The following is an 11,642-nucleotide window of genomic DNA, read 5'->3' as shown; positions in this document are numbered from 1 at the left end:
ACACAATTAACAAAAACGACACACTTAAGAAATAAGAATATTCTTAATCCTATGTTGCCCAGAGACTCCCTAACGGAATCGGGTTTGAGTAATTCTTGCCCGAAAGTGTCGAGAAAGCTGGTTCGTAGATTAAGCAGTGCTGAATGGGGCCTTACACGGTTTATCGTTAGCTTTAGAAGGTCAACTATTAATGCGCCAAGGTAGCTTCCGGCGATTAGTTGGCAGGCAATTAATCGGTCCCTCTTTTTGCGCCAGTTGATTTGCTTTATCGCTAGAGCAGCAATGAGAATCATTGCTGCACCAGTGCCGTGGCCACCTATTTCTGCAAGCCGGAGGATATTGCTAATCTCTCTCGGCAGCGGGTGTGTTGAGGTAAGCAGGGCAATCGGTACGTCAATCGTGAATGCCAAAAGCCCAACGCATACCAGTAAAACGCTGAGCCTTGCTGCTCGTTGACGCAGAAGTGATGAATTAGAGGGGAGTACCCGAGGACCTATTATTACGTAATTAAAATATTTTGCTTGTGCTTTTAGACTGCTGACAATCGGAGGCACCGATGGATCTATAGCTAATAGTTATTTTGGCTGTAAGGGTTTAGTTGGGATTGTGCTGTTGAGCACAATGAGCCTCTTTTGCCGATCCTTAAGGTCGCCTTAAATTTGAGGGCTCGATGCACTCTTGCTGAATTTTTAAATGTCAGCCGATCAGGCCGGTGCGGTCTTCGGCGCCAAACAGCTGGCGGAAGGCGGCGGTTGAGATGCACAGCACTAGGGGTACCACCACCAGTAGGCCGCCGTAGCTGAACAGGCCGCCGATGGTGTGGACCACGCCCTCGATGATTCCGAGCCATAGCACCAGCCACCAGCTGGGATTCACTACGTTCACGCCAGAACCAATGGTTTTGGTGGGATTAGCTGTGCCCAGTAGTGACACCTGAATCAGGAACTTCTGGGTGACCAGCAGCCAGATGTAGAAAATTGCCACCACGATCATGGGGATCACGCTGAGGGCCTCGTTGAGCTTGCCCAGGCCTGCCCCGATCAGGGTGGCGATGGCACCGGCCACGGCTATGACGATTGCCAGCAGGATGCCGGAACCAAGCAGGCGGGCGCTGGCGGGACGGTCCCAGCGGGTGAAGTCGGCGAAGCAGGGCTTGCGGCCCTCCAGGCTCAGCCAGGCGCCGCGGGTCAGGCCAACCACGGTCCACAGGGCAATGATCACGTAGCCGATCACGCCCACGATCAGGGCGGCCCAGGCGCCGGTGGGGTGCACAGCCATCACCTCATTCACGCTGGCTAGGCGAGCCCCGCCTACGGCGGCCAGGGCGGCGAAGGGCAGCAGGATCAGGGCAGAGAGGGCCTCAAACAGCAAAAAAGCCCAGGGGGCGCGGCAAAAAGCAGCCCAGCCGTCTTCCACGGCCTGGAGCACGTGCAGTCGGCTGTCGCTGGATGGGGTGAGGGCCATGATCAAGGGCAGATGCGCCGGACGGTAGCTATGAAGGCAGCAGCGCGCATCCCAGTTGTGATGCTTTGAGCAATGCCGCCCCGCTGCTTTGGTGGCTCTGCCTGGGTATTCAGGCGTTAGCCATCCCCGGTGCGTTGCTGCCCGTGCTGCCGGGATTGGCCTTGCTGCCCCTAGGGGCGCTGCTGTGGATCTGGGCTGTGGGCTGGAGTGCGGGTTGGCCGTCGTTGCTGCTGGCGCTAGTGCTGCTGGTGCTCGGCTGGGGCGCCGAGGCCCTGGGGTTGGTGCTTGGTCCAGCCAAGCTTCAGGCCAGTCGTTGGGCGGGTTTGGGCGCCGGACTGGGCTTGCTGGTGGGCCTTCTCGGGCTGCTGCCGGCCCTGCCCGTTGGTGGCCCCCTGCTGGGCCTGCTGTTGGGCCCCTTCCTGGGGGCGAGTCTGGCCCAGTGGTTGGCGGCCCGCGGTGGCCTGGGCAGGGCTCTGCAGGTGGGGTTGGCGGTGCTGGTGGGGATGTTGGTGAGCAGGTTGGCTCAAGCCCTGCTGGGTGTGGTGGGGGTACTCGGCTTCATTTTGTTGACGCGCTGAGCTTGGTGGGCTGGCCTCTGCTCTCAGCGCAGCTCCCGCACCGCGGCCGCAACTGTTTCGATGGCCAGGGTGATCTCGGCATCGCTGCTGCCACGCCCCAGCCCGAAGCGGATCGAGGCGGCCGCCTGCTGACGGCTGCGGCCCAGGGCCGCCAGCACATGGGAGGGGGAGCCCTGGCTACAGGCCGAGCCGCTGCTCACGGCGAGCCGCTGGCGCAGCAGCCGGTGCAGGCGCGTGCCATCCACCCCTTGCACCGTCACGTTCAGGTTGTGGGCCAGCCGCGGCGCTCCACCGTTGAGCTCCACCCCGTTGAGCTCGATGCCGCCGAGGTCGCGCAGGCCCTCCCAGAGCTGGTCTCGCAGGGTTCCCAGCTGCCCGGCCCGCTCCTCCCGATCAGCCTCAGCCCCCAGTAGCGCGTGGCCCAGCCCCACCACCAGGGGCACCGGCAGGGTGCCGGCCCGGCGGCCGTCCTGCTGGCTGCCGCCATGGAGCTGGGCAGCCAGCTTGAGCCCCGGGCGCACCAGCAGAGCCCCTACCCCCTTGGGTCCATAAAACTTGTGGCCGCTGAGGCTGAGCAAGTCGATGCCCAGCTTGTCGATGGCAAGGGGGATGTGGCCGGCGGCCTGGGCGGCGTCCACGTGCAGCAGCACTCCCCGCTGCCGGCAGAGGGCCGCGATGGCGGCCAAGGGCTGGAGCACACCGATTTCGTTGTTGGCGGCCATCACGCTCAGCAGCAGGACGTCGTCGCCGAGGGCCGCCTCCAGCTGGGCCAGATCCACCAGGCCATCGGGCTGGATGGGCACCAGGCTCACCGGAAACCCGTGGCGGCCCAGATAGGCCAGAGGGTCGAGCACGGCCCGGTGTTCGCTCACCAGGCTCACCAGTCGCCGCCGGGGGGTGCCAGCTGCCAGGGCCGCTTCGCATACCCCCTTGAGGGCCAGGTTGTTGGCTTCGGTGGCGCCGCTGGTGAAGATCACGGTTTCGGCGCTGCTGCCCAGCACTCGGGCCAGCTGGCCCCGGGCCCGCTCCACGGCGGCGGCAGCTTCCAGGGCCGGGCGATAAAGGCGGTTGGCTGGATTGGCGCAGTGCTCGCTCCACCAGGGCGCCATCGCCGCCACCACCGCCGGATCGCAGGGAGTGGTGGCGTGGTGGTCGAGGTAGGCGAGCATGGGGTGCTTGCAGGCTTCCATGTTGCCAACCAGAACCCTATTGCTGGTGGCCCTTGCAGCAGCGCTGGCGCCACCCAGCTGGGCGGAGGGCGGCGGGGTGCGGCCAGAGGATGCCCGGCCGCCAGGACTGCTGCTGCTGCAGGAGCGCCCCGGCCTGGGCGGCAAGCAGGCGATTGGTATTTATGGGGCTGTAGCTGATGCCAAGACCCCCGGCCTGTGGCGCATCAAGCTCTGGGATGAGCAGCCCAACGACGTCAAGGTGCGCAGCGAAACCATCCGCTGCACCCCTTCGGCGCCGATGCGGGTTACTAGCGATGGCCCCAACCTCTACATCCGCGAGCTGAACCCGGGCGGAGCGATAACGCCCGCCAATCACATCGACCACCTGGTGTGGTGGGCCACCTGCTTCCCCGAGCAAGCCGGCAAGGATCCAGCTGGCCTGGGCCCCCTGGCCCGCCAGCTCGGCTATAGCGGCAGCTTGCGGGAATCCGAGCAGATCGTGCCTGGACGCTCCCGCTGAGCGCCTGCAGACTGATTTGTGCAGAGTGGCCGCCATGAACCCAGATCTGACCCCGGCCCAGGAACCAGAAGTGACGCCCGTGCGCCTGCTGCTGGTCGACGACGAGCCCGGCCTGCGCACAGCTGTAAAGGCCTATCTGGAGGACGAGGGCTTCGCGGTGACCACCGCCAACGATGGCGAGGAGGGCTGGGCCGTGGCCCAGGAGATGCTGCCTGACGTCATTCTCAGCGACGTGATGATGCCCCGCCTCGATGGCTACGGGCTGCTCCAGAAGTTGCGCGCCGACGAGCGCCTGGGTGGCACGCCGGTGATCTTCCTCACCGCCAAGGGCATGACTGCTGATCGCGTCACCGGCTTCCAGGCCGGCTGCGACGACTACATCCCCAAACCCTTCGATCCCGACGAGTTGGTGGCCCGGGTCCATAACGTCGTCAAGCGCCAGCAGCGGCTGCTGGCGGAGGCGGCCCGCTTCGCCGATGCCGACATTGGCCAGCTGTCCAAGCAGATTACCGAGATTCGCTCCCTGCTCGCCACGGGCAGTGCCAAGAAGCCAGCCAGCGCGCCCGAGCATGTGTTCACGCCGCGGGAGGCCAGCGTGTTGCAGCTGGTGGCCGAGGGGATGATGAATAAAGAAATCGCCCGGCGGCTGGAAACCTCGATCCGCAACGTCGAGAAGTACGTCAGTCGGCTGTTCATCAAAACCGGCACCGCCAGCCGCACCGAACTGGTGCGCTACGCCCTCGAGCACGGGCTTGTTGACTGAGACAGGCTGGCTAGGTCCCGCCCTCAATGGCGGCTTCGCCTACAGGGATCGCATCGCCCCCAGGGTCGCCGGCCAGAGCGTCAGCGCTTTTTATGCCGGTCGCTATCGCCATTCAACGCCTACCGATTGGCTGCAGCGCCTCGCCGCCGGGGAGATCTCCAGGAACGGCCAGCAGCTCCAGGCCGATGGGGCCCTCGCAGCCGGAGATCAGCTGATCTGGCATCGGCCCCCCTGGCAGGAGGCGGCCGTGCCGGTGCTGCCCAGCCCCCTGTTCGACAACGGCGACCTGCTGGTGTTCAACAAGCCCAGCGGCCTGCCGGTGCTGCCGGCCGGTGGCTTCCTGGAGCACACCCTGCTGGCCCAGCTGCAGGCCCGCTGGCCTGACGCCCGGCCCGTGCACCGCCTGGGCCGCTTCACCTCCGGCCTGCTGGTGTGTGCCCGCCGTTCCGCCAGCCGTGCCTGGCTCAGTGCCTTGCTGCGGGAGAGCACGGCGCAACGCCGCTGCACCAAGACCTACCGGGCCCTGCTCCAGCCCCCGGTCCCCGACTCCCCCTTGCTGGCGCTGGAGCCCGACCAACAGCTCAGCCTCACCACGCCGATTGGTCGCTGTCCCCATACCCGGCTGGGCACCATATGGGCCGCGGCTCCGGCGGATCCGGTTGCCCTGCCGGCCCGCAGCGAATTGCGTCTGCTGGAGCGAGGCGAGCGGGCTTGGCTGGTGGAGGTCACGATCGCTACGGGGCGGCCCCACCAGATCCGCATCCACACCGCCGCCGCCGGGGCGCCCCTGCTGGGCGATCCGCTCTACGTCCCGGGCGGGTTGGCCGCCGAGCAGGCCCTGCCGGGGGATGGTGGTTACCACCTGCACGCCCACCGGCTGCGGTTGGTCTGCCCCGATGGCGGCCTGCTTGCGCTGGAGGCGCCCCTGCCCGAAGCCCTGCGCGGAGCTGCCGATGGCTGAAGTTCAAGCCCCGGGCCTGCACCTGCGCCACTGGCCGGCCTGGCTGGCGCCCAGCGCCGCGGCTGAGCTGCTGGAGCGCCTGCAGCTCGAGGTGCCCTGGAAGCAGGAGGCGATCACGATTTACGGCCGCCGCCACCTGCTGCCGCGGCTCACCTGCTGGATGGCCGATCCCGGCTGCGGCTACAGCTACAGCGGCCTGGCCAACGCGATTGAGCCCTGGTCGCCGGCTGCCGCCGAGCTGCGCGAGGCCCTGCAGGTGCTCACGGGCTGGCGCTTCAACTCCCTGTTGCTCAATCGCTACCGCGACGGCCGCGACGCCATGGGCTGGCATGCGGACGATGAACCCGAGCTCGAGCCCGCCGCACCGATCGCCTCCCTCAGCCTTGGAGCCCCCCGCGACTTCCGCCTGCGGCCCCAGCCGAGCCCGCGCAATCGCGCCGCTGTCGCCTCCGGTGCCTGCCAGTTGCCTGCTGGTTTTGACGACTGCACCCCGTTCAGCATTCCATTGCACAACGGCGATTTGCTGTTGATGGAGCCCCCCACCCAGCTGTGGTGGCAGCACGCCCTGCCGCGCCGGCTGCGGCTGCAGCAGCAGCGCCTCAACCTGACGTTTCGGGTGGTGCGGGCCAGCCGCTAATCAGCCCCGCTCGAAGGCGATCAGGCATCCAGCGCTTGGATCAGCGCGTCCAGATTGGTGCCAACTTGATTGGCCACGTCCTTGAGGATCTGTCGGAGTGTGCCCACACGCAAAGGTTTATGGGCGGGGATGGTGAGGTGTTGCTGCCCGCCCGTTCGGCAGCAGGCGAGTGAGTCGCATGTGGCTGCCACTTTGTCGCGTCACGGCATAGCCAAATCGGGCTAACCGCCGCGCTAGTTCTGCACCATCGAGATCACGGGGGATCTTCACAGGGCCAGCAGTTCCTGGCGCACGTGATGAAGCCGTATCAACGGGGGCGCATCACCCTCCTCAAAGTGGCAGTGCACTGCATCACGAATCTCTTGATGCAGCTGCTCCAAATCCTCCGCCTCTGTGTGAATAGAACTGCCAACGGCGTTGGCTCGGAATGACCCGTCCTCGGCTTCTTCCACGACAAAAAGAATTTCATTCATCGTGCTTTTGCCCGGGGCCCTCTGCCAAGCAAGAGTCTGGCATCGAATCAGGGGGCTGGTTGGTCTGCGGGATTGCCCGCTTTGCGGGGTCAGTCCCGCTCGAAGGCGATCAGCCTTGAGAAGTAAAAGGGCGCCTTGTTGAGGCTGCGGCGCATGGGCTTGAAGCCGGCTTTGGCCGCGGCGGCCACGATGCCCGCCTCGCGCAGGGTGTAGGCCCGGGTGGTCTTGCTGGGACCTGGGAACAGCTGGCCGATTCCCTTGAGCAGGGCTAGCAGCGGCGTGTATGGAGCGAAGCTCACGATCAGGTGGCTCTCCGCCATCGAGGCCAGGTGGCGCACCATCTCCTCGGCCGGGGCCTGGGGGTAGTGGATGAACACATCCAGGCAGATCACCGTGTCGTAGCGGCCCTCCAGGCTCTCGAGATCGGAGGCCAGGAAGCTGATCTGGCCGGGCTTGACGCCCAGCTCACCAGCGCGGCGCTCCGCTTCTTGCACCATCGCGGCGGAGAGGTCGGAGGCGGCGATTGAGCCCGCACCCAGCTGGGCTAAAGGCAGGGTCAGGCTGCCTACGCCGCAGCCGGCATCACAGAAGCTGCGGCTCTCCAATCCGCCCTGCTCCTGCAGCCAGGCCAGCACGTTGTCCACCGTCTTCTGGTGGCCGATGCGGATGTTGCGCTGCACCCGGTTGACGTCGTCGCTGTCGCTGTAGATGCGATTCCAGCGCTCAAAGCCGGTGGTTTCGAAGTAGCCCTTCACCTCGAGTTTTTCGGCCTGGTTGGCTTCCAGTAGCTGGTCGGGGGCCATGGGCATATCCGGTCGTGGCGCGGATCCTAGGGAGTGACTTCTGCTCCGGGCCGCTGCCAGCTGAGTCCGGCGGGCCCCACCTGCCAGCGCAGGGTTTCCGCCAGGGGCATGCCCAGCAGCATCTGGTCGAGGCTGCGGTCATCGCCCAGCACCCGCCGGGGCAGCACGGTGGCGGCGGCGATGGCCCGGGCCGGCTCACTGGTCCACTGGGCCAGGCGCCGCACCCCCTCCAGCAGGGGCAGGGTGACGCCGGCCAGGGTGCCGTCTTCCAGCCGGCAGCTGCCGTCGGCCACGATCAGCAAGCGCTCATCCCAGCGGTGCTGGCCTTCGCCGAGGCCGTAGGGGGCCAGGGCATCGCTCACCAGCACTACCTGCTCTGGTGCCAGTCGCTGCAGCAGTACCGCCATGGTGGGGGCCACGTGCACCCCATCGGCGATCAGGCCGATTGCCACATCCCCCCGCAGGGCGGCAGCCGCCACCGGCCCTGGCGCGCGCCGGTGCATGTCAGGCATGGCGTTGAAGGCGTGGGTGAGCATCGTCACCCCGGCAGTGAAGGCGGCGTGGCTCTGGGCTTCCGTGGCCGCGCTGTGGCCCAGGCTCACCACGATTCCCCGCTCGGCCAGGGCGGTGATCACGGCGCCGGCCCCCTCCAGTTCTGGGGCCAGGGTCACCAGATCGATGTCGCTTTCAAAGCCGTCGATGCGCTGCAGCAGGGCGGCCAGGCTCGGGGCGGCCAGGTGCTGGGCGGGATGGGCGCCCCGGCGACTGGGTTCAAGGAAGGGACCCTCCAGGTGGGCGCCCAGCAGCTGGCAGCGGCCCGGTCGGTGGGCTGCCCGCGCCTCGGCCAGCACGGCCAGGGCCTGGCGCAGGGGTGCAACGCCGCAGGTCACCAGGGTGGGGCAGATCGCTTCGACCCCATCGCGCCAGAGCAGCTCCAGCAGCGCTTCCAGCTGGGGAAGATCGGCCGGCGTGAGCTCCGGAAAAGCCAGGCCAAGGCCGCCGTTGATCTGCAGATCCACCCCGGCCGGGCTGAGCCAGTCGCCGTGCCAGTCGTCACCGGCGGCCCGGCTGCCGGCGGGCAAAGGCTCCACCAGGCTGATCAGATCGTCGTCATCCAGGCCGATGCGCCAGCGCTGGTTGGCGCCATGGCTGCAGCGCTGGGCCTGGGGCAGTCGCACATTGCTGAGCCAGCGCATGGGCAGAAGGGCCGCCAGACGGGACAATGCCATTCTCCGCCTGCGCCTGCGTGGTTGCCGTCCCCCCTTCCGATTCGCCCGCGGCCCCCGGTGTTCCCAGAGTCGCGGTGGTGATGGGCAGCGACTCAGACCTGCCCACGATGCAGCCGGCGGTGCAGGTGCTGGAGCAGTTTGGGGTGGCGGTAGAGGTGCGGGTGCTCTCTGCCCATCGCACTCCCCTGGAGATGGTGGAATTTGCCCAGATGGCCCGCGGGCGCGGCTTCAAGGTGATCGTCGCTGGCGCAGGCGGCGCCGCCCATCTGCCCGGCATGGTGGCGGCCCTCACCACCCTGCCGGTGATCGGAGTGCCGGTGCAAAGCCGGGCCCTATCGGGTGTGGATTCGCTCCATTCGATCGTCCAGATGCCCGCTGGTATCCCGGTGGCCACGGTGGCGATCGGTAATGGCCTCAACGCTGGCCTGCTGGCGGCGCAAATCTTGGCAACCGCTGATCCCCGCCTCGCCCAGGAGATCTCGGACTACCGAGATGGGTTGCACGGCCAGGTAACGGCCAAGGACACCCGGCTGCAGCAGCTGGGCAGCCGGGTTTACCTGGAGCAGATGGGCTGATGCTGGAACGGCTCGTTCTGCCCCCCTGGCTCAAGGCCGGCCTGGCCCTGCCCTTGCTGGTGCTCAATCTCTGGGTGCTGCGCCAGCTGCTGTTGCCCCTGGCGCCCTTCCCGGCCCTGTTTGTGGCGGCGGCCCTGATCGCCTTCCTGCTGGATTTGCCCAGCCGCTGGCTGATGGGCCGCGGTCTACCGCGCTGGCTTGCCTACGCCCTGGTGGTGGGGGTGAGTGTGGGCCTGATCGGCCTGGCCGCCGTCTGGCTGGTGCCCCGGCTGATCGAGCAGCTGGGCGAGCTGATCACGGCCCTGCCGGGCTGGTTGGCCCAGGGGGAAACCCTGTTGCAGCAGCTGCAGGCCTGGGCGGTGGCGCGGGGTCTGCCCACCGATTTCGGCGACATCAGCAGCGAACTGCTCACCCGCACCAGCCAGCTGGCCCGCCAATTCAGCCAGCAGCTGCTGAGCTTGCTTGGCACCACCGTGGGCCTCACGGTCAACACCGTGATCGTGCTGGTGCTGGCGGTGTTTCTGCTGCTGGGAGGGGAGGGCATCAGTGCCGGCCTGGCCCAGTGGCTGCCGCCGCGGGTGCGGGAGCTGGTGGTGGCCACCTTGAACCGCACCTTCCGCGGCTACTTCGCCGGCCAGGTGGTGCTGGCGTTGATCCTCAGCCTGGCCCAGATCGTGGTGTTCACCCTGCTGGGCATTCCCTATGGGGTGTTGTTTGCGGTAGCGATCGGTTTCACCACCCTGGTGCCCTACGCCAGTGCCCTCACGATCGTGGCGGTGAGCGTGCTGCTCGCCCTGGATGATCCCCGCACGGGCCTCGAGGTGCTGGCCGCAGCCATCAGCGTTGGCCAGGTGGTGGACCAGGTGATCCAGCCCCGCCTGATGGGCCGGATTGTGGGCCTGCAGCCGGCCTGGCTGTTGATCAGCCTGCCGTTGGGTGCGCGCCTGGGCAGCCTGCTGGGCCTGGGGGATCTGCTCGGCCTGGTGCTGGCGGTGCCGGTGGCCAGCTGTGCCAAGACCTTCCTCGATGCCTGGGGCGACCAGCTCCGCTCCGGTGAGGTGCCGGTGTTCAGCTCCCCTGCGGGATCACGCCCTGAGCTGCCAGATAGCTGAGCACCACGGCCACCGAATCCTCCAGGCTCTGGGCGCCGGTATCCACCCGCAGCTCGGGCTGCTCTGGGGCCTCATAGGGGCTGGAGATGCCCGTGAACTCCTTGATTTCGCCGGCCCGAGCCTTGGCATAAAGGCCCTTGGTGTCGCGCCCCTCGCAAACCTCCAGGTCAGCGGCGCAGTGGATTTCGATGAAGTCGCCGGCGCCCACCAGGGCGCGGGCCTTGTCGCGGTCGGCCTTGAAGGGCGACACGAAGGCCGTGAGCACAACCACCCCCGCATCTAGAAAAAGCTTGCTCACCTCGCCAATGCGGCGGATGTTTTCCTCGCGGGCAGCATCGGAGAAGCCCAGGTCCTTGCAGAGGCCGTGGCGGATGTTGTCGCCATCCAGCACGTAGCAGCTGAGTCCCTGTTCAAACAGGGCGGAGTTCACGGCGTTTGCCAGGGTGCTTTTGCCCGAGCCGCTGAGGCCGGTGAACCAAAGGATGGCGCTGCGGTGGCCGCGCTGCAGGGCCCGGCCAGAGCGATCCACCGAGGTGTGGTGCCAGGCGATGTTGGTGGAGGCTCCCTGGGTGGTGACTTCGCCGTAGGTCGGGTTGGTGGGAGCGGCGGACATCGGCGCAGGGCGTTGGGACGGATGGGGGCATTCTCTCCTGTGCCCCGCGTCAGGCCCTTGAGAGGTGCTTTGTTGTCTGGTGCCCGAGGGCTGATTTTGTTTCTAGAATGGAAATCTATAAATGCTTTCCGCAATGGCTGTCAGCATCAAGAGCCCTAGGGTTGACGCCCTGCTCGAGCAGCTGCGCCAGCTCACGGGCAGAGGGTCCACGGAGATTGTGCGGGATGCCCTGGAGCTGGAGCTGCAGAGGCAGCGCTGTCTGAGCCGGCGCAGGCGCCTCGCTGCCGAGTTACCCGTTCTGCAGGAACAGGCCCTTGAGACGGTTCAACCTTTCGATCCCGATTCGCTTTACGACGAGCAGGGCTTGCCGTCGTGATTCTGGATACTTCTGTGCTGCTGGCAATTCTTCAGCGAGAACCTGGTTGGGAGCGACACCAGCAGGCGCTCGAGCAAGCTGAAGTCCTACGCATGTCCGCAGGCACCCTGCAGGAGCTGCTGCTGGTTGCTCACTGCCGTCGTGTACTCGAACCGATGCGGACGTTGCTGAATCTCATTGACCCCGATCTGGTGCCGGTGGATGCGGATCTGGCAGAGCGCGCTCTCGGCATCTTCCAGCGTTTTGGCAAGGGCCAGGGCCATCCGGCCCAGCTCAACTTCGGGGATTGTTTTGCGGCGGCCCTGGCTGAGCGTGACCAATTGCCCCTTGGCTACATCGGCGACGATTTCACCAAGGCGGGTTTCTGAG

General features: G+C 66.5%; 17 protein-coding genes. 9 read left to right on the top strand and 8 right to left on the bottom strand.

The features are described from left to right. The coding region (locus tag KBY74_RS02880; RefSeq protein WP_254941422.1) for a hypothetical protein at nt 1–554 on the bottom strand (554 nt) is incomplete at its 3' end. A 142-nt stretch (nt 555–696) separates the two neighbouring features. Further along, nucleotides 697–1,464, bottom strand: a complete 768-nt coding sequence (locus KBY74_RS02875) for a hypothetical protein (RefSeq protein ID WP_254941421.1) — start codon at nt 1,462–1,464, stop codon at nt 697–699. A gap of 65 nt (nt 1,465–1,529) precedes the next feature. On the opposite strand from KBY74_RS02875, the gene KBY74_RS02870 reads away from it, so the two are divergent. Continuing rightward, entirely contained in the window at nt 1,530–2,042 is a 513-nt protein-coding gene (locus KBY74_RS02870) for a DUF456 family protein (RefSeq protein ID WP_254941420.1), read from the top strand. 23 nt (nt 2,043–2,065) lie between these two features. On the opposite strand, the gene KBY74_RS02865 is transcribed toward KBY74_RS02870, so the two are convergent. Next, nucleotides 2,066–3,211: a cysteine desulfurase family protein gene (locus KBY74_RS02865; RefSeq protein ID WP_254941419.1), complete on the bottom strand. Its 1,146-nt coding sequence runs from the start codon at nt 3,209–3,211 to the stop codon at nt 2,066–2,068. A 19-nt stretch (nt 3,212–3,230) separates the two neighbouring features. On the opposite strand from KBY74_RS02865, the gene KBY74_RS02860 reads away from it, so the two are divergent. The 4 genes from KBY74_RS02860 to KBY74_RS02845 are packed head-to-tail and all read left to right on the top strand — an operon-like array spanning nt 3,231 to nt 6,092. Further along, the gene (locus KBY74_RS02860; protein ID WP_254941418.1) at nt 3,231–3,731 is read left to right on the top strand and encodes a hypothetical protein; all 501 of its coding nucleotides are present in this window, start codon (nt 3,231–3,233) and stop codon (nt 3,729–3,731) included. A gap of 34 nt (nt 3,732–3,765) precedes the next feature. Beyond that, nucleotides 3,766–4,494 (top strand): response regulator transcription factor, encoded by a 729-nt coding sequence (locus KBY74_RS02855; protein ID WP_254935541.1) that lies wholly within the window; start codon nt 3,766–3,768, stop codon nt 4,492–4,494. After that, nucleotides 4,484–5,455, top strand: coding sequence for an RluA family pseudouridine synthase (locus tag KBY74_RS02850; protein ID WP_254941417.1), 972 nt, complete (start codon nt 4,484–4,486; stop codon nt 5,453–5,455). The genes KBY74_RS02855 and KBY74_RS02850 overlap by 11 nt, the downstream gene beginning before the upstream one ends. After that, a complete protein-coding gene (locus KBY74_RS02845; protein ID WP_254941416.1) occupies nt 5,448–6,092 on the top strand; it encodes an alpha-ketoglutarate-dependent dioxygenase AlkB in 645 nt (214 codons plus the stop codon). Before KBY74_RS02850 ends, KBY74_RS02845 begins: the two co-directional genes overlap by 8 nt. A gap of 117 nt (nt 6,093–6,209) precedes the next feature. On the opposite strand, the gene KBY74_RS13830 is transcribed toward KBY74_RS02845, so the two are convergent. The 4 genes from KBY74_RS13830 to KBY74_RS02825 form a co-directional block, all read right to left on the bottom strand. Next, nucleotides 6,210–6,362, bottom strand: coding sequence for a type II toxin-antitoxin system HicA family toxin (locus tag KBY74_RS13830; RefSeq protein WP_396123070.1), 153 nt, complete (start codon nt 6,360–6,362; stop codon nt 6,210–6,212). Further along, on the bottom strand, nt 6,359–6,565 hold the full coding sequence (locus tag KBY74_RS02835; protein ID WP_254931865.1) for a 2-oxoisovalerate dehydrogenase: 207 nt from the start codon (nt 6,563–6,565) through the stop codon (nt 6,359–6,361). Before KBY74_RS02835 ends, KBY74_RS13830 begins: the two co-directional genes overlap by 4 nt. Before the next feature lie 89 nt (nt 6,566–6,654). After that, complete coding sequence (gene bchM, locus KBY74_RS02830) at nt 6,655–7,368, bottom strand: magnesium protoporphyrin IX methyltransferase (RefSeq protein WP_254941415.1); 714 nt, start codon at nt 7,366–7,368, stop codon at nt 6,655–6,657. Between the two features lie 26 nt (nt 7,369–7,394). Further along, a complete protein-coding gene (locus KBY74_RS02825; RefSeq protein WP_254941429.1) occupies nt 7,395–8,564 on the bottom strand; it encodes an N-acetylglucosamine-6-phosphate deacetylase in 1,170 nt (389 codons plus the stop codon). Between the two features lie 50 nt (nt 8,565–8,614). On the opposite strand from KBY74_RS02825, the gene purE reads away from it, so the two are divergent. After that, the gene (gene purE, locus KBY74_RS02820) at nt 8,615–9,172 is read left to right on the top strand and encodes a 5-(carboxyamino)imidazole ribonucleotide mutase (RefSeq protein ID WP_254941414.1); all 558 of its coding nucleotides are present in this window, start codon (nt 8,615–8,617) and stop codon (nt 9,170–9,172) included. Then, nucleotides 9,172–10,284, top strand: a complete 1,113-nt coding sequence (locus tag KBY74_RS02815; protein ID WP_254941413.1) for an AI-2E family transporter — start codon at nt 9,172–9,174, stop codon at nt 10,282–10,284. The genes purE and KBY74_RS02815 overlap by 1 nt, the downstream gene beginning before the upstream one ends. Here KBY74_RS02815 and cysC read toward each other — a convergent pair. Further along, on the bottom strand, nt 10,241–10,897 hold the full coding sequence (gene cysC, locus KBY74_RS02810; protein ID WP_254941412.1) for an adenylyl-sulfate kinase: 657 nt from the start codon (nt 10,895–10,897) through the stop codon (nt 10,241–10,243). The genes KBY74_RS02815 and cysC overlap by 44 nt on opposite strands. A 133-nt stretch (nt 10,898–11,030) precedes the next feature. On the opposite strand from cysC, the gene KBY74_RS02805 reads away from it, so the two are divergent. Together KBY74_RS02805 and KBY74_RS02800 are read left to right on the top strand one after the other, a co-directional pair. Further along, nucleotides 11,031–11,273, top strand: coding sequence for a type II toxin-antitoxin system VapB family antitoxin (locus tag KBY74_RS02805; protein WP_254941411.1), 243 nt, complete (start codon nt 11,031–11,033; stop codon nt 11,271–11,273). Next, nucleotides 11,270–11,641: a type II toxin-antitoxin system VapC family toxin gene (locus tag KBY74_RS02800; RefSeq protein WP_315859025.1), complete on the top strand. Its 372-nt coding sequence runs from the start codon at nt 11,270–11,272 to the stop codon at nt 11,639–11,641. The genes KBY74_RS02805 and KBY74_RS02800 overlap by 4 nt, the downstream gene beginning before the upstream one ends. Nucleotide 11,642: the final 1 nt, after the last annotated feature.

Origin of the sequence: Cyanobium sp. A1C-AMD, assembly GCF_024346495.1 — a bacterium.
In the GTDB taxonomy this organism is placed as follows: Bacteria; Cyanobacteriota; Cyanobacteriia; order PCC-6307; family Cyanobiaceae; genus Cyanobium_A; species Cyanobium_A usitatum.
Note: the sequence above shows the minus strand (reverse complement) of the source record. Positions and strands in the feature narration are given on the sequence as shown.